This window comes from Micromonospora sp. NPDC005979 (assembly GCF_040614415.1).
Classification (GTDB): domain Bacteria; phylum Actinomycetota; class Actinomycetes; order Mycobacteriales; family Micromonosporaceae; genus Micromonospora.
Genome location: NZ_JBEXUR010000001.1, coordinates 82,341 through 102,530 on the forward strand (window position 1 = coordinate 82,341; position 20,190 = coordinate 102,530).

Consider the following 20,190-nt stretch of genomic DNA (forward strand, 5'->3'; position numbering starts at 1 on the left):
CCACCGGTATGAAATGCGCGTGTGAGCTTGTGGAGCCGGGTACGGCCGGGTCGTGACTGAAATGGTCGCTGGTAGGCCTCGGCCTTGTCCGCGGGCGGAGAGCGGTCGGCCCTACTGCGGTCGTAGAGTGCCTGTACACGGCGGTAGCCCACGATCAGGGGGATCACATGGGTGAGGTGTTGCTGTTCCACCACGCGCTGGGCCAGACTCCGGGATTCCTCGAGTTCGCCGACGGCCTGCGGCGTGCCGGGCACACCGTGCACACCCCGGACCTGTACGACGGCCGCACGTTCCACACCTTGGACGAGGGCATCGCCCACGCCGAGGAACTCGGCTTCGGCAACCTCATCGAACGCGGCACGCGGGTGGCCGAGGATCTGCCCAGCGATTTGATCTACGCCGGCTTCTCTCTGGGCGTGCTTCCGGCGCAGCGGCTGGCGCAGACCCGTCCTGGAGCACTCGGAGCCCTGCTGTTCTACTCCTGTGTGCCGATGTCGGAGTTCGGTTCGTCATGGCCGGCCGACGTCCCAGTGCAGATCCACGGCATGGACGCCGACCCGATCTTCATGGACGAGGGCGACGTGGACGCCGCCCGCGACATCGTCGCGTCTGCCCCGCAGGCCGAACTGTTCCTGTATCCGGGCAACCAGCACTACTTCGCCGATTCCAGCCTGCCCTCCTATGATCCCCAAGCCGCGGCCCTGCTCAGCAAGAGGGTGCTCGACTTCCTCGCCAGCCGCTAGACGCTCGCAGCCTTACCGGATCCCGTTGTTGTCCTGCCTGGCCTGTCGGGCACCGCAGCGAGCCACGCAGCGAAAGATCTTGACACGAATACCAGGCCAGCGGCCCCGTCCCAGGAACCGCAGCATCCGCTCGTAGCCACGACGGCGCGGGCCGACCTCGGCGCGCTGGCGCCGGTTGCCGTCGGCAGGTCAACGCAGCAGCCACCTACCGTGCGATTTCCCGCACCGATGAGGCGGCGGGAGCAGCGGGTCGCGTGGTTGCCCGCGCGACTCTCCGAAACCCCGATTGCCGGGTGCTCCTCCTGCAAGCGGACGACTCAGACCCGACAGGACGGCCGTCGAGTCCTGAGTGTCCCGTCTGCCACTGGCGGCAGCCGCGAGGAGGGCGTGCGCGCTTCGATGTAAGGTCCTGCGCGTGACTGATCCACTCCTGCCGAGTGATCCAGTGGATCTGGGGGGCTACCGCTTACTCGGGCGGCTCGGCCAGGGCGGTATGGGCGCGGTCTATCTCGGGCAGGACGCCAACGGCCGGCTGGTCGCGGTCAAGATGATCCGACCCGAGTACGCCGACGACACCGAGTTCCGCGGCCGGTTCCGCAGTGAGGTGAACCGGGCCCGGCAGGTTCCGCCGTTCTGCACGGCCGAGGTGCTCGACGCTGACCCCGACCATCCCACGCCCTACCTGGTGGTCGAGTACGTCGACGGCCCCAGCCTGGCCGAGGTGATCACCCGCAACGGCCCGCTCGGCGGGGGCAGCCTGCACAGCGTCGCGGTCGGGGTGGCGACAGCGCTGGCCGCCATCCACGGCGCCGGGGTGATCCACCGGGACCTCAAGCCGGCCAACGTGCTGTTCGCGCTGGGCACCCCCAAGGTCATCGATTTCGGCATCGCCCGGGCCTTCGAGGTGACCAGTCAGCACACCCGTACCGATCAGATGGTCGGAACGGTCTCCTACATGGCGCCGGAGCGCTTCGACACCGAGCGCCGTGCCGTGGTCGGACCGGCTGCGGACGTGTTCGCCTGGGGCGCGGTCGTCACCTACGCTGGCACCGGGCGTACCCCGTTCCGGGCCGATTCGCCCGCGGCGACCGCGGCCCGGATCCTGACCCAACCGCCGGAGCTGTCCGGGTTGCCGGACCGGCTGCGCGAGGTGGTGGCCCGCACGCTGGCCAAGGATCCGACGGAGCGGCCCACCGCGCACGAACTGCTCGACCTGCTGCTGGACCTCGATACCGACGTGAAGACCAAGCTGATCCGCCCGGAGTTGCTCCAAGCAGCGACGGCGGCCCGGCGGACCAGCAGGTTCGGCTTCGGCGGCCGGCGGCCGGATCGGGTACGGCGAACGGTCCTGGCCGGTGTGGCAGTACTGGCGCTGGGCGTGACCGGGGTCATCACCGCCAACCTGCTGCCCCGGCTATGGGATGGGCAGAGCGGCGCTCCCCACTCGACGGTTGGCGCGGACACATCGGGGCCGACCTCGTCGTCGAGCCGGGTTGTGGGACGCCCGGCGATCATCGACCGGCTGGACCGGCCCGGCCAGTGGACGGACAGCCGCAGCGATGCCGAGGGCCGGTGCGTCTTCGGCGACGGGCGGCTCGAGGCCCGGACCGGGATGTCGCCGGTGTACCGCTGCCACGGTCCGCAGGACTCCTTCAAGGATCAGACCGTCACCGTCGACGCGACGGTCCTCACCCCGGGAGCGTGTGCGGCGATCTGGTTCCGGGCGGCCGGTGCGAACGCCTACCTGGTGTCGCTCTGCGAGACCGAGGTTCGACTGGGCGTGGACACCGACGACGGCGTCACCCAGGAGGCGCGGGCCGCAGTCGCCGGAGCCGTCCTGGGGCATGCACGTCGGGTGGGAGTCGTCGTGCAGGGCGACAAGGCGACCGTCGAGGTCGACGATGCGCCACTGATCACCACCGCGCTCGGACCGCCGTCCCTGACGGCCGGTCGGGTGACATTTGGTGTCATCGATGACGTGATCAGCGGCGACGCCCGCGCCGGGTTCGCCCGGGTGGAGGTCACGAAGCTGTGAGACGCAGGCTGCTCGCCGCGTTGCTGGTGGTCGTGGTCGTCGGCGGATGCGGCACCGGCTCGCCGGACGCCTCCTCCGCCACCACCGCGTCACCGTCGGCCGTCGCGCGCCCCGGCGGGCCCGCGAGCGACCCGCCGGGAACCCCCACGGGTACGCCGTCGATCGAGACGACCGCGCCGCAGCCCCGATTCGCCGACCTCACCCAGGGCAGCACCACATCGGTGGTGACGCTGCACTCCTACGACCCGGCGAACGCATCCGCCGTCGTGGAACCGATCCTCTTCATGACCAGCGACGCGTACTGCCGGGCATTCAAGATCGATCGATCGGACGGCCGGTGTACGCACCTGGCGTACGTCACGGAGGAGAGCCATACGAAGGTCACCGTACCGCTCGCCGACGACGTCGCCTACTTCACGTGGGAGGACGCCCAGGGGGACGTGTGTATGGACGCCCCGGAGAAGGGGGGCACGTGTCCGATGACGGGCAAACAGTTCGCCGCGTGGTTCGCGCTCAACAAGCGGGGCATGGTCGCGGTCGCCACCGAGCTCGGCGTCATCACCCGCATGGCGATCGTCTACACGCCCTGATTGTTTCCCCGTTCCGGCCTTCGGCGGCCTCAGCGGGCGGGGGAGCGGGGCCAGAGAATCTCGTCAGCGGCGTCCTCGGCCGCCTGAAGGACCCGGAGGATGTTCCGGCCGGTCAGTTTCTCCAGGTCGGCCTGTGACCAGCCGCGCTGCCCGAGCTCATCCAGCAGCCGCGGGTAGCCGGACACGTCCTCGAGGCCGATCGGCTGGCGATCGCAACCGTCGTAGTCGCCCCCGAGCCCGACGTGGTCGATCCCGGTGACCGCGCGAACGTGCTCGACGTGGTCGGCGACCTGGGCGATGGTGGCCTCCGGCCGGGGATGCGCCGTCAGCCAGGCCCGGAAGGGTTCGGGGGCGTCGGCCGGAACGCCGGGCAGTCCGAAGGCAGACGACGCGGGTACGGCGGGAAGGGACGACGGCAGGTGTTCGCCGGGGCGCGGCGCGCGCGTCCATTCGTCCTTGGCCGGCGGCAGGCCCAGCCGTTGCCACTGCTCGGTCGCCGCCGCGAGCCACTCGGCGACCTGGCCGGAGACGAACGGCGGCGCGAACGCGACCATGCACACGCCGCCGTTGTCCCGGAGTCGGACAAGGACGTCGTCGGGCACGTTGCGGCTGTGCTCGGTGAGCTGCTTGGCCGACGAGTGGCTGAAGATCACCGGAGCGGTGGCGACGGCCAGGGCCGCGCGCATCGTCGTTTCCGCCACGTGCGACAGGTCGACGAGCACCCCGATGCGCTGCATCTCGGCGACGATCGCGCGGCCCTCGTCGTTCAGGCCACCGACGCCGGGCTGGTCGGTCGCCGAGTCGGCCCAGGAGGTGTTGTGGTTGTGGGTCAGGGTCACGTAGCGCACACCCAGCCGGGCGAAGGAGCGCAGCACCCCGAGCGAGGAGGCCAGGCTGTGTCCGCCCTCGATGCCGATCAGGGAGGCGATCCTGCCGGCACTCAGAGCCTGCTCCACGTCCCGGGCCGAATACGCGATCGCCAGCTCTTGCGGATACTCGGCGGTCAGGCGGTGCACGGCGTCGACCTGCTCCATCGTCGCCACGACCGCGTCCGGTTCGCTGAGGTCCGACGGCACGTACACGGACCAGAACTGCCCACCCACCCCACCGGCGCGCAGCCGGCTCAGGTCGGTCTGCAACTCGGGCCGCTCGTGCAGGCCGGTCACGCGATAGCCGGTCCGGGCCCGCAGAGCCAGGGGCAGGTCGTTGTGCCCGTCGATCACCGGCATGGCACGCAGAGCGGCGTCGACCACGGACATCTGATCAGCTCCTCACCGTTGGCTGTTCGGCGACGTCGACCGGGTCACGGCTGACCCCGGTGGCTCGCGTGCCAGCAACCATCGTGCTGCCGGAAGCAACAGGTGTCTTCGTGCGGTGCGACGAGACCGGGCCCGGATTCCTGTCCACCCTTCCACGACCTCTCGGGTAGCGGTCGCTGTCGTCGCCGACGACGAATCGGCAGGCGTCGTGTTGTCGGGGGCACCGAAGACAACCGGGCGCGGCGCTCGGCAGTCTTGCCGGACACGTAGGTGGGTGGAGGCGGCGCGATGAAGGCTCTTGGGTTGACGGCGGTGCTCGGCGCGGCCGTTCTGACGATGAGTGCGTGTGGTGGCGGTTCCGGCGACAGCGGCGGAACCAACCTGGTCAACGGTAAGACCTTCGTCATGGCTCTGCCGGGCGACCCCGGCAACCTGGATCCACATTTCACCTCCCTGTCGGTCACCGGCCAGGTCGGCCGATTCCTGTACGACTCGCTGCTCGGGTTCGCTCCGGACGGGCGGTTGCTTCCCGGTCTCGCCGCGTCGTGGGAGTCGGCGGGCACCACGGCGACGTTCACGCTGCGCAAGAACGTCACCTGCTCCGACGGCAGCGCGCTGACCGCGAGCACCGTGGCCGCGAACATCAACTTCGTCGGCGATGTCAAGAACGCCTCGACGCGGATCGGCACCTACGTCCCGGCCGGCGCCAAGGCCACGGCGGACGACAGCGCCGGAACCGTCGCCGTGACGGTGCCCGCCCCGGACGCGTTCCTGGACCGCAATCTGGGCGGCCTGCCGATCGTCTGCGACAGCGGGCTCAAGGACCGCGCCAAGCTCAAGCAGAACGCCCTGGGCTCCGGCATGTTCACGCTCACCGAGGCGGTTCCCGACGACCACTACACGCTGACCCGGCGCAAGGAGTACGCGTGGGGGCCCGGCGACTTCAAGGCGGGCCAGGCCGGACTGCCCGACAAGGTGGTCCTGCGGGTCGTCGCGAACGAGGCCACCACCGCCAACCTGATGCTCTCCGGCGAGGTGAACGCGGCCCGCTTCACCGGGCCGGACGGCCAGCGGTTGCAGGGCGCCGCGTACCTCAAGCGCGACATCATGGCGCCGACCGGCGAGATGTGGTTCAACCAGAAGCCCGGCCTGCCCACCGCAGCGCTGGATCTGCGCCGAGCGCTGGTGCAGGCCCTCGACCTCGCCCAGCTTCGGCAGGTGTTCGCGAGCGGCCGCGGCGGCCCACCGACCGGGCTGGTCGTCCCCGCCACCAGCCCCTGCAGGCAGGACACCGTCACCGGTAACCTGCCGACATTCGACGCCGCCGGGGCGAAGACGGCCGTGGCCGCGGCCTCGAACGGCAAGCCCGTCAAGCTGACCGTCGCGTTCGACACGTCGTCCGGTCCGGGTGCGCAGGCCGCCGCCGAGCTCGTGCAGCAACAGTGGGCCGCCGCCGGCGTACAGGTGGAACTGAAGTCGGTGACCGAGACGCAGATCGGTCAGATCGCGTCCGGCCAGTTCGCCTGGGACGTGGCGATGTTCCCGATCGGCGTGTCGCTGCCCAGTCAGCTGGTGCCGTTCTTCTCCGGACCCACGCCCCCGAACGGCAGCAACTTCGCCAGCGTCCGCAACGACGCCTACGTGGCTGCGGTGACCGCCGCCGCCAGGACCCCCGGTGACGGTGGATGCGATCAGTGGGCCGCGGCGGAGAAGGCCCTGTTGCAGCACCTCGACCTGGTGCCGTTCGCCAACTCCAACGTGCCGGTGTACGCCCGGGGATCGCAGTTGGACCTCTCCACGGGCGACGTCGACCCGGCGTCCATCCGGATGCTCGGCTGAGGATCACCAGCGTGACCGCGACGACCGTGACCGCCCTGGCCGAGAACCAGTGGATCCGGTTCGCGCTGCGCCGCTCGGGAAGACTGCTGCTGTCACTGTGGGTCCTGGTGAGCGCCGCGTTCCTCATGATCCATGCGCTGCCCGGCGACCCGGTCCGGGCCGCGTTGGGCCCCACCGCTTCGAGCGCACTGGTCGAGCAGCGGCGTGCGCAGATGGGCCTGGACGACCCGCTCGCCCTGCAGTACGCGCACTTTCTCGGCCGTCTGCTCACCGGGGACCTGGGTACGTCGATGACCTCGGGCCTGCCGGTAGCCGACGTCATCGGGGACCGGATCGGCTCCACCGTCACGATGGCGGCGCTGGCGTTCTCGGTGGCTCTGCTCGTCGCGATACCGCTGGGACTGGTGATGGCGGTGCTGGCCCGAAGTGGGCGTCACGTAGCCGACGGGGTCTTCACGTCGGCCAGCATCGTTGCCGCCACCATCCCGGAGTTCCTCCTGGCGGTCGGCCTGGTGTTCGTGTTCGGCGTGCAGCTCGGCTGGGCGCCGGTGGCTGGACGATCCGGTGCCGGCTCCTACGTGCTGCCCGTGGTGGCACTGGCCGTCGGGCCGGCGTTCATGCTGGCCCGCATCGTCCGCGTGGAACTGCTGACAGTGCTGCACGCCGACTACATCCGCACGGCCCGGGCGAAGCGGTTGCCACCGTGGCTGCTCTACCTGCGACACGCGCTGCCGAATGCGCTGACCGCCGCCCTGACCATCGGCGGCCTCCTGTTGGGTTCACTGGTGGCCGGGACCGTGCTGGTGGAGAACATCTTCGCGTGGCCGGGACTGGGTGGCACGATCGTCCAGTCCATCCTCGCCAAGGACTATCCGACCGTGCAGGGCGTGGTCCTCGTCTACGGGGCCGGCGTGCTGCTGGTCAACCTCGCCGTCGACGTGGTCCTCGCCGTGCTCGACCCGCGCTCCGCGATCCGGGAGGGCTGAACCATGGCCGGAGCTACGGCGCGACGGTGGGTCGCGGTGCTGCGCAGTCCGCTGGGCATCCTCGCCGTGGTGCTGTTGGCGGTGGTGCTCGGCCTCACCGTGCTGGCGTACCCGCTGTGGCATGACCGCGCGCACACGGTGGTGCCGGCGGAGATCCTGCAGGGTCCGTCCGCCCGGCACCCGGCCGGCACCGACCTGCTCGGCCGGGACATCCTGGCCCGGGTGCTGGTGGCGACCCGGCTGTCGGTCGGCCTGGCGCTCGCCGCCACCGGCATCGGCGTGGCCACCGGCCTGCTGCTCGGCGCGGCCACAGCGCTGGCCGGGAAGCGGGTCGGGCGCTGGATCGGCACGCTCGTCAACATCGCGGTGGCGTTCCCGAATCTGTTGCTGGCGCTGTTCTTCGCGGTGATCTTCGGGGTCGGGGCCAAGGGCGCGGTACTGGCCATCGGGTTCGCGACCGCACCAGGCTTCGCCCGGCTCACCCAGACGCTCGCCGCGGCCGTCTCCGGCCGCGACTTCATCGCCGCCGCCCGCATCGCCGGAGTGGGCCGCGTCCGGATCCTCTTTCGGCACGTGCTGCCCAACATCGCCGAGCCCCTCGTGGTCACCGCCACCTCGGCCGCCGGCAGCGCGCTGCTGGCGTTCGCCGGCCTGTCGTTCCTCGGGCTGGGTGTGCAGGCGCCGTCCTACGACTGGGGGCGGCTGCTCGGCGAGGGCCTGACACAGATCTACATCCATCCCGCGGGGGCGCTCGCGGCAGGGCTCGCTGTCGTGGTCGCGGCGTTGGCGTTCAACCTCGCCGGGGAGGTCGCGGCTCGGGCCCTCAGCTCGCAGGACGCCCGGCACGGTCTCCGGCGCCCACCCGCATCGGAACTGGCTCCCGTCGTACCAGTGGGAGAACCGACGGTGCTGGCCGTCGAGAACCTCAGCGTCTCCTTCCCGGCCGACACGGGGTCCGTCACTCCCGTGCGCGGGGTCAGCATGACGCTGCGACGGGGTGAGTCGGTCGGCATCGTCGGCGAGTCCGGTTCCGGCAAGAGCCTGACCGCGCTGGCGATCGCCCGGCTCGTGGAGAGTCCGGGCCTGGTGCGGGCCGACCGGCTCGACTTCCTCGGCACCGACCTGCGGTCCGCAGACTCCCGCGCGGTGCGCGGCCTGCTCGGCACCTCGCTCGCGATGGTTTTCCAGGACCCGATGACGTCGTTGAACCCGATCCAGCGGATCGGCCGTCAGCTCGCCGAGGTGGCCGAACGGCATCAGCGGATGAACCGACGCAGGGCCTGGGACCGGGCGGTGGAACGGCTCGATGCCGTACGCATCCCCGCTGCCGCCCGGCGCGCCCGGCAACTGCCGCACGAGTTGTCCGGCGGCATGCGCCAACGGGCGATGATCGGTATGGGCATCATGGCCCAGCCTTCGTTGATCATCGCCGACGAGCCGACCACGGCGCTCGACGTGACAGTGCAACGGCAGGTGCTGGAACTCCTGGCCGAGGTGCGCGGCGGCAACCAGGCCGCCCTCCTGTTCATCAGCCACGACATCACCGTCGTCGCCGAGGTGTGCGTGCGGGTGCTGGTCATGTACGCCGGTCACATCGTCGAGGATCTGCCCAGCCAGGCGCTGCTACACGACGCGCGGCACCCGTACACCCGGGCGCTGGCCGCCGCCGTGCCCACGATGGAAACCGACCGGGACCAACCACTCGCCGTGATTCCCGGCCGCCCGGCTGATCCGCGCCGACCACCCGCCGGCTGCCCGTTCGCCCCCCGCTGCCCGCTGGCCACCGAACAGTGCCACGAGCAGAACCCGCCACTTGCCACGTACGGCGGCGCGCACCGCGTCGCGTGCTGGCACGCCGATCTCGCACCGCTGGCGGTGGCACCCGTCACCGTTTCGGAAGGAGACCTGAGATGAACCTCGAGCACCGGCTCGCCACGATCGCAGAACGTCACGGCGTCCCCGGCGCCGCCGTGGGCGTCCTGCACGGTGACACCGTCACCGAAGCCGCCTACGGAGTCCTGAACCGGGCGACCGGCGTGGCGGCCACCACCGACTCGCTGTTCCAGATCGGGTCGATCACCAAGGTGTGGACCGCGACCGTGGTCATGCGGCTGGTCGACGACGGGCTGCTGGATCTCGACGCGCCGCTGGTCGACGTGCTCCCGGAGCTGCTCCTCCGCGACGCCGACGTGACCAGGAAGCTGACCATGCGCCATCTGCTGACGCACACCAGCGGCATCGACGGTGACATCTTCACCGACACCGGCCGCGGCGACGACTGCCTCAAGAAGTACGTCGGACTGCTGGGCGACGCCGCCCTGACCCACCCGCTCGGCGCTACCTGGTCGTACTCGAACTCGGGGTACTCGCTGGCCGGCAGGGTGATCGAGAAGCTGACCGGCGACACCTGGGACGCGGCACTGCGGGAGTTGCTGTTCCAACCGCTCGGGCTGACCCACACCGTCACGTTGCCGGAGGAGGCGCTGCTGTTCCGTACGGCGGTCGGCCATCTGCCCGGCGCCGACGGCGAGCCGGAACCGGCGCCGCAGTGGGGCATCCCCCGATCCGCCGGCCCGGCCGGCGGCGTCACCGCCACCGTCGCCGACGTGCTCCGCTTCGCCCGCATGCACCTGGACGGTGGCAGATCCGCCGACGGCACCGCGGTGCTCAGCGCCGCCGCGATCACCGCGATGGCCGCCCACCAGGTGGAACTGCCCGACAAGCACACCGTCGGTGATTCCTGGGGGCTCGGCTGGGAGCGGATGGGCTGGGACGGCCACCGGCTCATCGGTCATGACGGCAACACCATCGGCCAGGCCGCGTTCCTGCGCCTGCTGCCCGAGCGGAACATCGCCGTGGCACTGCTCACCAACGGCGGTAACGCCGCAAGACTGTACGAGGAGTTGTACCGGGAGATCTTCGCCGAGATCGCCGATGTGGCCGTGCCGCACCCACTCGGACCACCGGACGAACCGGTGGCGATCGACGTGGCCCCGTACGCGGGGCTCTACGAGCGGGCCAGTATCCGGCAGGAGGTGCTCACCGGCGAGGACGGCCCGATCCTGCGGGTGTCCGTGACCGGGCCGCTCGCGGAGGTGCTCAAGGACCAGAACGTCGACTACCGCATGGTCGGGGTCGCTCCGGACCTGTTCGTTTGCCAGGACCCGACGACCGGCAACTGGATGGCCGCCACGTTCTACCAGATCGAGAGCGGGGAGCGCTACGTTCACTTCGGCGCCCGCGCCACACCCCGGATCGGGTGAGGCCGACATGCCCGAGCTTGTCTTCGAGGACGTCACCGTGCGGTTCGGCGCCCGCCGGCGCGGGACCGTGGCGGTCGACAGGGTGAACCTGACGGTGCCGGCCGGAGCGGTCGTCGGCCTGGTTGGCGAGTCCGGGTCGGGCAAGTCGACACTGGCCCGCGCCGCAGCCGGGCTGACGCCCGTCACCGGCGGCCGGATCCTGCTCGGCGGGCAACCGCTGGACGCGGTTCGGGCGGGCGGACGACGTCCGTTGCAGATGGTCTTCCAGGACCCGTACTCCGCACTCGATCCCCGGATGGGGATCGGCGCGTCGATCGCCGAGGCCGTGCCCCGCGGCAGCACCACGGCGCAGCGCCGCGCCGAGGTCGCGCGGCTGCTCGGCCTCGTCGATCTGCCGCCCGAACTGTCCACCGCCAGCCCGGATCAACTGTCCGGCGGTCAACGGCAGCGGGTCGCGCTCGCGCGGGCGCTCGCCGGGCAACCCGAGGTCCTGGTTGCCGACGAGATCACCTCCGCGCTGGATGTCTCCATTCAGGGTGCCGTGCTCAACATGGTCCGGGATCTGCAGCGGCGGATGCGGTTGACAATGCTGTTCATCTCGCACAACCTCGCGGTGGTGCGCTACGTCAGCGACCTCGTGGCGGTCATGCACCAGGGCCGCATCGTGGAGTACGGCCCGGTGGACGACGTGCTGATGGATCCGCGGGACCCCTACACCCGCGACCTGCTCGCCGCGATTCCGCACGCCGGGGCGTAGGCCCCGGCCGAGACAGGACGGCAGTCATTCGATGCAGCCTCGTGCGAGCCTGGGCCGGATCCTCGACGACCTCGGCGCCACGTTGCTCGATCTGGTCCACGGCGACTCGCACACCGGCGCGCCGATCGGCGGCGTCTCGATCCACGATCCGTTGGACGAGCTCGTTCTGCCGCCGCACGCCCTGGTGCTCGGCGTCGGCCTGCGGGAAGTCCACGAGATCGCCGATCTGCTGCGTGCGCTCGGCACGCACGGCGCCGCCGGTCTCGTGGTCCGGGGTCCCCTCGCCGACTCCGACACGCTGCGATCTGCCTCCCAGGAGTCCGGGGTGGCGCTGCTCGCCCTGACCCGCGGCGCATCCTGGGCGCAGCTCGCCGCCCTGCTGCGGTCCATGCTCGGTCAGGGCGACGTCGGCGACGCCGGACCGGAGACTCTCGGCGGGATGCCCAGTGGGGATCTGTTCGCGGTGGCCAACGCGGTCGCGGCCCTGGTCGACGCGCCGGTCACCATCGAGGACCCGGACTCAAGGGTGCTGGCGTTCTCCGGGCGTCAGGAGGAGGCCGACGAGTCCCGGGTGGAGACGATCCTCGGTCGGCAGGTGCCGGAACGGTACGCCCGACTGTTGGCCGAATCCGGCGTCATCCACGACGTGCACCACAGCGAGCAGCCGGTGTTCGTGGCACCGCTGCCCAGCATGGCCACCTTCCTGGTGCCGCGCGTCGCCGTGGCGGTCCGCGCCGGCGACGAGTTCCTCGGCTCCATCTGGGCAGCCGTACGCAAGCCGCTGAGCCCGGACCGGTCCCGTGCCTTCAGCGACGCGGCGAAACTGGTCGCCCTGCACCTGCTGCGGTTACGGGCCGGCGCGGACGTCGCACGACGGTTGCGGACCGACCTGGTCAGCACAGCGCTGGAGGGAGGCTCGGGCGCTCGGGAGGCTCTGGCCCGGCTGGGGCTCACCGAACAGCCGCTGGTGGTGCTCGCGCTCGCGCCGACCGAGCGGATCACCCCGGGCGTCGACGACCGATCCGGGGTCGCCGCGCAACGCCAGCGCCTCGGAGACGCGCTGGCGATGCATCTGGGCACGGTGCATCCGGCCAGCGCGGTCGCCCTGCTCGGCGACGTGACGTACGGGCTGTTGCCGGTCGGCCGCGACGCGCCGGAGAAGCAGGCGGCCCGGGTGACCGCCGGGTTCCTCGATCGGATCGGCACCCGACTGCCGGCGATGGCCGGTGTGAGCCCGGTGGCGAACACACCCACCGACCTGCCCGCCGCCCGCACCAGCGCCGACCGGGCGCTTCGCGTGCTGTGCGTCGGGCGGGGCGGTTCGCGCCGGGTCGCTCACCTCGCCGACGTGTACACCGAGGCGTTGCTGCTCGACATGGCCGATGCCATCGCGGCTCGTGGGGACGCACCCAGCGGCGTGGTGGCGCGGCTGATCGCGTACGACGCGGAGCACCAGTCAAGCCTCGTCGAAACGCTGTCGGCCTGGCTGGACGCGTTCGGTGACGTGGTCGCGGCGGCCGCGGCGTTGCACGTGCATCCCAACACGTTCCGGTACCGGTTGCGACGCCTCGCCGAGCTGGGCGGCCTGGATCTGACCGATCCGCACGCGCGCTTCGGCGTGATGCTCCAGCTGCGCGTGTTCGGACTCTGACAGCCGATCTTGGTCGTCCGGACGAGAGCGGCGGGCCCGTCTCGTGCCGCTGCACCAAGACAGCGATCGCGGTGACCGGCAAGCTTCGTACCAGAGTTCCCCAACGCCAGGAGCCACCCGGAAAGGAAGGTCGACGGACATCAACGTTGAAATCTGGCAGCGTCGCCTGGCCGCGCTTGCCGAACAGCACCGTGTTCCCGGCGCCACGCTCGGCATCCTGCGACTGCGCCCGGACGGACCGGACGAACTCGTCGAGGCCGCGTACGGCGTTCTCAATGTGAACACCGGGGTCGAGACGACCACCGATTCGGTGTTCCAGATCGGCTCCGTCAGCAAGGTGTGGACCGCGACCCTCGCGATGCAGTTGGTGGATGAAGGGCTACTCGATCTCGACGATCCGGTGGTCCGGGTGCTGCCGGAACTCGCCCTGTCGGACCCGACGGTGGCCGCGCGGGTGACGATGCGGCACCTGCTCGCCCACACCAGTGGCATCGACGGCGACGTCTTCACCGACACCGGCCGCGGGGACGACTGTCTGGAGAAGTACGTGGCAACGCTGCGCGAAGAGGCGCAGAACCATCCGCTCGGCGCCACCTGGTCGTACTGCAACTCGGGGTTCGTGCTGGCCGGGCTCGTCATCGAGAAGCTGACCGGGATGACCTGGGACGCCGCTGTCCGGACCCGGCTGGCCGGGCCGCTCGGGTTGGCGCGTACCAGCACGCTGCCCGAGGAGGCCCTGTTGGAACGGACCGCGTGCGGGCACACCGACAGCGCCGAGGGCCCGGAACGGGTCCCGCAGTGGATGCTCCCGCGTGCGCTCGGGCCGGCCGGCCTCATCAACGCCAGTGTCGCGGACCTGCTGCGCTTCGCCCGGATGCACCTCACCGGGGGTGTGGCGGAGGACGGCACCCGCGTGCTCAGCGAGCGCAGCACCGCGGCGATGGCGGCACACGAGGTCGACCTGCCCGACCGGCACACCCTCGGCGACTCGTGGGGTCTGGGCTGGATCCGCTTCGGCTGGGACGGGCGGCGGCTCATCGGCCACGACGGCAACACCATCGGGCAGGCGGCCTTTCTGCGGTTGCTGCCGGAGCAGAACATGGCGGTGGCGCTGCTGACCAACGGTGGCAGCGCCGGGGACCTCTACCGCGATCTGTACCGGGAGATCTTCGCCGACCTCGCCGGCGTGACGATGCCACCGCCGTTCACGCCCCCCGCCGAGCCGGTGTCGGTGGACGTGACACCGCACCTGGGCACGTACGAGCGAGCGAGCACCCGGTTGGAGATTCTCGACGGCGCGGACGGCCCGGTGCTGCGGATGACCGTGACCGGCCCGCTCGCCGAGCTGACGCCCGATCCCGTCAAGGAACTGGCTCTGATCGCGGTCGGCACGGATCTGTTCGCGATCCGTCTGCCGGACCGGGACTCATGGATGCCGGTGACGTTCTACCGGCTGCCCACGGGGGAGCGGTACCTGCACCTCGGCGTTCGCGCCACGCCGAAGGTGACGTGAGATGAGCCTGCGGGAACGCCTCACCCGTCGTCTGCCGGACATGTTGGAGGACATCGCCGAGCTGGTCGGGTGCGAGTCGCCATCGGCCGACCTCGCCGCCGTGGCCCGGAGCGCCGACGTCCTGGCGGCCGTCGGGCAGCGGCGGCTCGGCGTGCCACCAGAGAAGATCGTTCTCGACGGGCACACCCACCTGCGGTGGCGCTTCGGTTCCGGGCGGCCGACGGTGCTGCTGCTGGGTCACCACGACACGGTCTGGCCGATCGGTTCCCTTCGCGACCGGCCGTACGAGGTGACGGACGGGATCCTGCGCGGACCGGGGTGCTTCGACATGAAGGTCGGCGTCGTCCAGGCACTGCACGCGGTTGCCGAGCTGGACGACCGCAACGGCGTGACGCTCCTCGTGACCGGCGACGAGGAGCTGGGATCGCCCAGCTCCCGATCACTGATCGAACAGGAGGCGGCGGGCGCCGCGGCAGCTCTGGTGTTGGAGGCTTCCGCCGCCCGGGGCGCTCTCAAGACCGCCCGCAAGGGCATGTCCCGCTACGTCGTGCACGTCGAGGGACTCGCCGCGCACGCCGGCCTGGAACCCGAGCGTGGGATCAACGCCGGGGTCGAGGTCGCCCACCAGGTCCTCGCCGTTCTCGCCCTGGCCGATCCGAGCCGAGGTACGAGCGTGGTGCCGACCGCGATGTCCGCCGGCAGCACGGGCAACACCGTTCCGGCGAACGGCACCTTCGTCGTGGACGTGCGCGTGCGTGACATCGACGAGCAGCGACGGGTCGATCTCGCCCTGCGGGAGCTGCGGCCGGCCGTTCCGGGCACCCGGCTGAGCGTCGAGGGCGGGCCGAACCGGCCGCCGCTGCCGCCTTCGGCGTCCGAGGCGCTGTACGAACGGGCCGCAGCAGCGGCGCGAGACATCGGTCTGCCGGTCCCCGGGCGGGCTGCCGTCGGAGGCGCGTCGGACGGGAACCTCACCGCTGGCGTGGGCACACCCACCCTGGACGGGCTCGGGGCGGTCGGCGGCGGGGCGCACGCCGACTCCGAGCATGTCGTGGTCGCGGAGATCGCGGACCGGGCGGCATTGGTGGCCGCGCTCATCGGGGCCCTACTGGAGCAGCCGTGAGTGAGGCCTTTGTGGTGACCAGCACCCCCGAGGATGACGCTTCGGCCTCCGCGGCGGCGGCCCGGGTCCGCGTCGCGGCACTGACCGAGCTCGACGACCTGCGGGCCGTGCACCGGCTGCTGATCAGCATCTGGCAACGGGCTCCGGACAATCCACCGATGACGCCCGAGCTTCTGCGCGCGTTCAGCCTGGCGGGCAACTATGTGGCCGGGGCGTTCGACGGCAGGGCGCTCGTCGGGGCGTGCGTGGGCTTCTTCGCCGCCCCTGAGCGCCGCGAACTGCACAGTCACATCGCCGGAGTCTCGGCCACCGTGATGGGCCGCGGGGTGGGACACGCCCTGAAGCTGCACCAGCGGGCCTGGGCGCTGCGGCAGGACGCGACCACGATCGCGTGGACGTTCGATCCGCTCGTCGGCCGGAACGCGTACTTCAATCTGGTGAAGCTGGCGGCGACGCCGACGCGTTACCTGACGAACTTCTACGGCAGCATGCACGACCGGATCAACGGCGACGACGACACCGATCGCCTGCTCCTGCATTGGAATCTCGCGGACCCTGAGGTACGGCGGGCGTCGGCTGGCAGCGTACGCCGATGGGACGCCACCGCACGGCGGCGAGCGGGTGCGGCGGTGGCGCTCGACCGAGATGCCGACGGCGCGCCGGTTATCGGCAGCAACGCTGGTGACGACCTGCTCGTGGCCACCCCTGCGGACATCGAGAAGCTGCGCGTCGTTGACCCGGCAGCCGCCCGCCAGTGGCGCCGGGCACTGCGGGAGGTGCTGGGCTCATTGCTGGCCGAAGGCGCGACGGTCCTCGGATTCGACCGGGCAGGGTGGTACCTGCTGAGGCGTGACAGTGCGACGAGGAGAGATGGATGAAACTCACCGGCATCGAGTTACGCCGTGTCCGCATGCCTTTGGTGGCGCCGTTCCGGACCTCGTTCGGGGTCGAACACGACCGGGACATCCTGCTGGTTCGCGCGGTCACGGACGAGGCGGAAGGCTGGGGGGAGTGCGTGGCGATGGCCGACCCGCTCTACTCCAGTGAGTACGTCGAGGCCGCCGCGGACGTCCTGCGTCGGTATCTGATCCCCGCCCTCGCTGCCCGGCCACCTGCCGACGCGACCGCTGTCGGCCCGACGCTGCATCGGTTCAAGGGACACCGGATGGCGAAGGCGGCGTTGGAGACAGCGGTGCTCGACGCGGAATTGCGGGCCGGTCGCCGGAGCCTGGCGCGTGAGCTCGGTGCGGTGCGGGACAGGGTGCCGGCCGGCGTCTCGGTCGGGATCATGGACTCGGTCGAGAGACTCGTATCCGATGTAGAGGGTTACCTCGATGAGGGTTATCTTCGGATCAAGCTGAAGATTCAGCCCGGCTGGGACGTCGAGCCCGTCCGCGCGGTGCGGGAACGCTTCGGCGACGACGTACTCCTGCAGGTCGACGCGAACACCGCGTACACGCTCGGGGATGTCGCGCTGCTGGCCGCGCTTGACCCGTTCGGGCTGCTGCTGATCGAGCAGCCGCTCGACGAGGAGGACGTCCTGGGTCATGCGGCGCTGGCGCGGCAGGTGCGCACTCCCATCTGCCTCGATGAGTCGATCATCTCGGCGCGTGCGGCTGCGGATGCGATCCGCCTCGGCGCGTGCCAGATCGTCAACGTCAAGCCGGGTCGGGTCGGTGGCTATCTCGAGGCCAGGCGCATCCACGACGTCTGCGCGGCCCATGGTGTACCGGTGTGGTGCGGCGGCATGCTCGAGACCGGCATCGGTCGAGCGGCCAACGTGGCGCTCGCGGCGTTGCCGAACTTCACCTTGCCCGGGGACACCTCCGCCTCCGGCCGTTACTACCGAACGGATCTGACCGAGCCGTTCGTCCTGGACGACGGACACCTCACCGTTCCCAACGGCTTCGGAATCGGCGTGGCTCCGGTGCCGGAGATCCTCGCCGAGATGACGACATCGCTCGAATGGCTACCCCTGGCCTGAATCGTCCGCCCAGGTCTCGCGGGGGCGTTGACCGCCCCCGCTGCCCGGCGGCACGGGACGAAAAAGTGCCCCAGCACCCGCTGAATCGATTCGGCCGGACGTCACCTGCAACAAGCGTTGAGAAACAGCCACCCCTGGCGTATCAGGGCATGAAGCGCGGTGCCACGTCGGCGAGCGCACGGTCGAGGATTTCCAGGCCCAGGTCCAGCTCGGCGTGGGTGGAGGTGAGCGCTGGCGCGATGCGGAAGACGCCGCCCATGCCGGGCAACTGGACCACGTTCATGTGCAGGCCCAGCTCCAAGCAACGCCCTGTCACCGCGGCGCCCAGCGCGTCGGCCGGTCGTTTCGACTCCCGGTCGCTGACCAGCTCGAGCCCGACCAGCAGCCCGCGCCCACGCACGTCGCCGACCACCGGGTGCCGTTGCCTGATTTCCTGAAGACCCTTTCGCAGGTACGAGCCCAGTTGCGCCGCCTGTTCGTCGAGCCGGTCGGCCTCCAGTACGTCCAGGACGGTGTTGCCGACCGCGGCCACCAGTGGGTCCGAGACGTGCGTGGTGAAGAAGAGGAAGCCGCGCTCGTGCGCCGTCCGCTCGATCTCCGGGCTGGTCACCACAGCGGCCAGCGGCAGGCCGGCGCCGAGCGTCTTGGACAGGGTCAGGATGTCCGGTACGACACCGTCACGCTGGAACGCGTACCACTCACCGGTGCGGCACAGACCGGTCTGCGCCTCGTCGAGGATCAACAGCCCTCCCCGCTCGTGCACCTTGTCGCGCAGCGCCACGAGGTATCCCGGCGGCAGGTCGATCACCCCGCCGGAACTGAGGATCGGCTCGACGACGCACGCCGCCAGGCTGCCCACCGACTGGGCGTCGAACAGCTCGAACGCGAACTCCAGTTGACGCCGCCAGTCCAGCTCGCCGCCGGGAAGGGTGAAGTCGGGCCGGTACGCGTTCGGCGTGGGGATCGCGAAGTTGCCGGGCGCCGCGGGCCCGTAGCCCTTGCGTCCCGAGCTGTAGGTGGCGCTCGCCGCCGCCTGCGTCATCCCGTGCCACGACCGGGCGAACGAGATGATCTCGTGCCGGCCGGTGACCAGCTTCGCCATCCGGATCGCGGCCTCGTTGGATTCCGCGCCGGTGGTGAGCAGCAGGACCTTGTCCAGCGGCGCGGGCAGCGAGCCGGCGAGGCGGCGTGCCAGCTCGACCACGGGCCGGCTCAGCATGCCACTGAACAGGTGGTCGAGAGTGGCCGCCTGCCGGTGGATCGTGGCCACGACGGCCGGGTGGGAGTGGCCGAGGATCGCGCTCATCTGTCCCGACGTGAAGTCGAGCAGGCGGCGGCCGTCGGCGGTGAAGACGAAACTGCCCTCGGCCCGCTCGATGATCTCACGTACGAAGCTGCCCGCACCGATGTAGCGGACCAGGTGACGATCGGCGTCGGACCAGAACGAATCAACCATGGACCGACGCTAGGCAGCCCGGTCAGGCACGTCCATCGCACATTTCCGCTGTCGCTGTTAAGCAGAGCCGTACAGTCCGGGGTCATGACGCTGAATCCGTGGCGGCTGCGCCTGCTCGCCGACCTGGCGACCTACGGCACCGTCCGGGCCGTCGCCCAGCGCGGCAACCTGAGCCCGTCGGCGGTGTCGCAGCAGCTGATCACGCTGGAACGGGAGACCCGGACCGCGCTGCTGGAACGCACCGGGCGCCGGGTGCGGCTCACCGCCGCCGGAATGTTGCTCGCCGGCCGGGCTCGGGAAATCCTCGCGGCCATGGACGCGGCCGAGGCGGAACTGCGCCGCCTCGCCGACGAACCCGCCGGCACCGTCACCGTGGCCGCGTTCCAGAGTGCCGTACAAGCCCTCGCCGAACCGGCGCTCGCCCGTCTCGCGGCCCGACACCCGGACGTGAGCGTGGTGTTGCTGGAGTTGGAGCCACACGAGAGCATGCCGGCGCTGCGTCGCGGCGACGTCGACCTGATCATCACGACGGCCGACTTCGCCGGTGCCGAGCTCTCCCCGGAGATCCACCTGGTTCCGCTCGCCACCGATCCGATCGTGCTCGTGCTGCCCCCGGAGCATCCGCTGGCCAGCGGCGAGTCGGTCACCCTGGAGGAGTGTGCGCAGCAGCGCTGGACGTTCGACGTCACCGGCTCGTACATGTCCGAGCTGTCCACCCGGCTGTGCCGGGAGGCCGGCTTCGAGCCCGTGGTGGTCTGTCGCTTCAACAACTACATGCTGGCGCTCCAGCAGGTGGAGAACGGCCGCTCGATCACCCTGCTGCCGAAACTGGCGGTGGACCCGCGGTACCGGGTGGTGACCCGGCCCCTGAACCCGCCGCTGACCCGGCGCATCACCGCCGGGGCCCGGCGACCGGCGGCGTCACGCCCCGAGGTTGCGGCCGTGCTCAGTGCCCTGAAGGGAGGGTGACCGACGTCGGTCGGGCCGTCGG

Annotated in this window: 16 protein-coding genes; 14 read left to right on the forward strand and 2 right to left on the reverse strand. The window is 70.8% G+C overall.

Features of this window, described 5'->3' with window-relative positions; all coding sequences use genetic code 11:
* Window positions 1-167: 167 nt before the first annotated feature.
* From ABZ272_RS00395 to ABZ272_RS00405, 3 genes are all read left to right on the forward strand, one after another.
* On the forward strand, window positions 168-743 hold the full coding sequence (locus ABZ272_RS00395; RefSeq protein WP_355047701.1) for a dienelactone hydrolase family protein: 576 nt from the start codon (window positions 168-170) through the stop codon (window positions 741-743).
* 415 nt (window positions 744-1,158) lie between these two features.
* Window positions 1,159-2,778: a serine/threonine-protein kinase gene (locus tag ABZ272_RS00400; protein WP_355047702.1), complete on the forward strand. Its 1,620-nt coding sequence runs from the start codon at window positions 1,159-1,161 to the stop codon at window positions 2,776-2,778.
* On the forward strand, window positions 2,775-3,368 hold the full coding sequence (locus ABZ272_RS00405) for a hypothetical protein (protein ID WP_355047703.1): 594 nt from the start codon (window positions 2,775-2,777) through the stop codon (window positions 3,366-3,368). The genes ABZ272_RS00400 and ABZ272_RS00405 overlap by 4 nt, the downstream gene beginning before the upstream one ends.
* Window positions 3,369-3,397: 29 nt before the next feature.
* Here the strand turns inward: ABZ272_RS00405 and ABZ272_RS00410 are convergent, their stop codons facing one another.
* Window positions 3,398-4,627 (reverse strand): dipeptidase, encoded by a 1,230-nt coding sequence (locus tag ABZ272_RS00410; protein ID WP_355047704.1) that lies wholly within the window; start codon window positions 4,625-4,627, stop codon window positions 3,398-3,400.
* Window positions 4,628-4,915: 288 nt separating this feature from the next.
* Between ABZ272_RS00410 and ABZ272_RS00415 the strand changes: the two genes are divergently transcribed.
* From ABZ272_RS00415 to menC, 10 genes are all read left to right on the forward strand, one after another.
* On the forward strand, window positions 4,916-6,466 hold the full coding sequence (locus ABZ272_RS00415) for an ABC transporter substrate-binding protein (protein ID WP_355047705.1): 1,551 nt from the start codon (window positions 4,916-4,918) through the stop codon (window positions 6,464-6,466).
* Between the two features lie 11 nt (window positions 6,467-6,477).
* Window positions 6,478-7,452 carry an ABC transporter permease gene (locus tag ABZ272_RS00420; RefSeq protein ID WP_355047706.1) on the forward strand — a complete coding sequence of 325 codons (975 nt, stop codon included), beginning with the start codon at window positions 6,478-6,480 and terminating at the stop codon, window positions 7,450-7,452.
* A 3-nt stretch (window positions 7,453-7,455) separates the two neighbouring features.
* The gene (locus ABZ272_RS00425; RefSeq protein ID WP_355047707.1) at window positions 7,456-9,366 is read left to right on the forward strand and encodes a dipeptide/oligopeptide/nickel ABC transporter permease/ATP-binding protein; all 1,911 of its coding nucleotides are present in this window, start codon (window positions 7,456-7,458) and stop codon (window positions 9,364-9,366) included.
* Window positions 9,363-10,715, forward strand: coding sequence for a serine hydrolase domain-containing protein (locus ABZ272_RS00430; protein ID WP_355047708.1), 1,353 nt, complete (start codon window positions 9,363-9,365; stop codon window positions 10,713-10,715). The genes ABZ272_RS00425 and ABZ272_RS00430 overlap by 4 nt, the downstream gene beginning before the upstream one ends.
* A 7-nt stretch (window positions 10,716-10,722) precedes the next feature.
* Window positions 10,723-11,472 carry an ATP-binding cassette domain-containing protein gene (locus tag ABZ272_RS00435; protein WP_355047709.1) on the forward strand — a complete coding sequence of 250 codons (750 nt, stop codon included), beginning with the start codon at window positions 10,723-10,725 and terminating at the stop codon, window positions 11,470-11,472.
* Between the two features lie 31 nt (window positions 11,473-11,503).
* Complete coding sequence (locus ABZ272_RS00440; protein ID WP_355047710.1) at window positions 11,504-13,123, forward strand: helix-turn-helix domain-containing protein; 1,620 nt, start codon at window positions 11,504-11,506, stop codon at window positions 13,121-13,123.
* A gap of 166 nt (window positions 13,124-13,289) precedes the next feature.
* Window positions 13,290-14,636, forward strand: coding sequence for a serine hydrolase domain-containing protein (locus tag ABZ272_RS00445; protein WP_355048238.1), 1,347 nt, complete (start codon window positions 13,290-13,292; stop codon window positions 14,634-14,636).
* Between the two features lies 1 nt (window position 14,637).
* Entirely contained in the window at window positions 14,638-15,759 is a 1,122-nt protein-coding gene (locus ABZ272_RS00450) for a M20/M25/M40 family metallo-hydrolase (protein ID WP_355047711.1), read from the forward strand.
* Between the two features lie 14 nt (window positions 15,760-15,773).
* Window positions 15,774-16,637: a GNAT family N-acetyltransferase gene (locus tag ABZ272_RS00455; RefSeq protein WP_355047712.1), complete on the forward strand. Its 864-nt coding sequence runs from the start codon at window positions 15,774-15,776 to the stop codon at window positions 16,635-16,637.
* Window positions 16,634-17,743 carry an o-succinylbenzoate synthase gene (gene menC, locus ABZ272_RS00460; RefSeq protein ID WP_355047713.1) on the forward strand — a complete coding sequence of 370 codons (1,110 nt, stop codon included), beginning with the start codon at window positions 16,634-16,636 and terminating at the stop codon, window positions 17,741-17,743. Before ABZ272_RS00455 ends, menC begins: the two co-directional genes overlap by 4 nt.
* Before the next feature lie 142 nt (window positions 17,744-17,885).
* On the opposite strand, the gene ABZ272_RS00465 is transcribed toward menC, so the two are convergent.
* Window positions 17,886-19,199, reverse strand: coding sequence for an aspartate aminotransferase family protein (locus tag ABZ272_RS00465; protein ID WP_355047714.1), 1,314 nt, complete (start codon window positions 19,197-19,199; stop codon window positions 17,886-17,888).
* Between the two features lie 84 nt (window positions 19,200-19,283).
* Between ABZ272_RS00465 and ABZ272_RS00470 the strand changes: the two genes are divergently transcribed.
* Window positions 19,284-20,168: a LysR substrate-binding domain-containing protein gene (locus ABZ272_RS00470; protein ID WP_355047715.1), complete on the forward strand. Its 885-nt coding sequence runs from the start codon at window positions 19,284-19,286 to the stop codon at window positions 20,166-20,168.
* Window positions 20,169-20,190: the final 22 nt, after the last annotated feature.

What these genes read in the sequence shown, in the direction of transcription:
- ABZ272_RS00395 (WP_355047701.1), top strand. Translation starts at nt 168, where the DNA reads ATGGGTGAGGTGTTGCTGTTCCACCACGCGCTGGGCCAGACTCCGGGA.
- ABZ272_RS00410 (WP_355047704.1), bottom strand. Translation starts at nt 4,627, where the DNA reads ATGTCCGTGGTCGACGCCGCTCTGCGTGCCATGCCGGTGATCGACGGG.
- ABZ272_RS00415 (WP_355047705.1), top strand. Translation starts at nt 4,916, where the DNA reads ATGAAGGCTCTTGGGTTGACGGCGGTGCTCGGCGCGGCCGTTCTGACG.
- ABZ272_RS00425 (WP_355047707.1), top strand. Translation starts at nt 7,456, where the DNA reads ATGGCCGGAGCTACGGCGCGACGGTGGGTCGCGGTGCTGCGCAGTCCG.
- ABZ272_RS00430 (WP_355047708.1), top strand. Translation starts at nt 9,363, where the DNA reads ATGAACCTCGAGCACCGGCTCGCCACGATCGCAGAACGTCACGGCGTC.
- ABZ272_RS00435 (WP_355047709.1), top strand. Translation starts at nt 10,723, where the DNA reads ATGCCCGAGCTTGTCTTCGAGGACGTCACCGTGCGGTTCGGCGCCCGC.
- ABZ272_RS00440 (WP_355047710.1), top strand. Translation starts at nt 11,504, where the DNA reads ATGCAGCCTCGTGCGAGCCTGGGCCGGATCCTCGACGACCTCGGCGCC.
- ABZ272_RS00450 (WP_355047711.1), top strand. Translation starts at nt 14,638, where the DNA reads ATGAGCCTGCGGGAACGCCTCACCCGTCGTCTGCCGGACATGTTGGAG.
- menC (WP_355047713.1), top strand. Translation starts at nt 16,634, where the DNA reads ATGAAACTCACCGGCATCGAGTTACGCCGTGTCCGCATGCCTTTGGTG.
- ABZ272_RS00465 (WP_355047714.1), bottom strand. Translation starts at nt 19,199, where the DNA reads ATGGTTGATTCGTTCTGGTCCGACGCCGATCGTCACCTGGTCCGCTAC.
- ABZ272_RS00470 (WP_355047715.1), top strand. Translation starts at nt 19,284, where the DNA reads ATGACGCTGAATCCGTGGCGGCTGCGCCTGCTCGCCGACCTGGCGACC.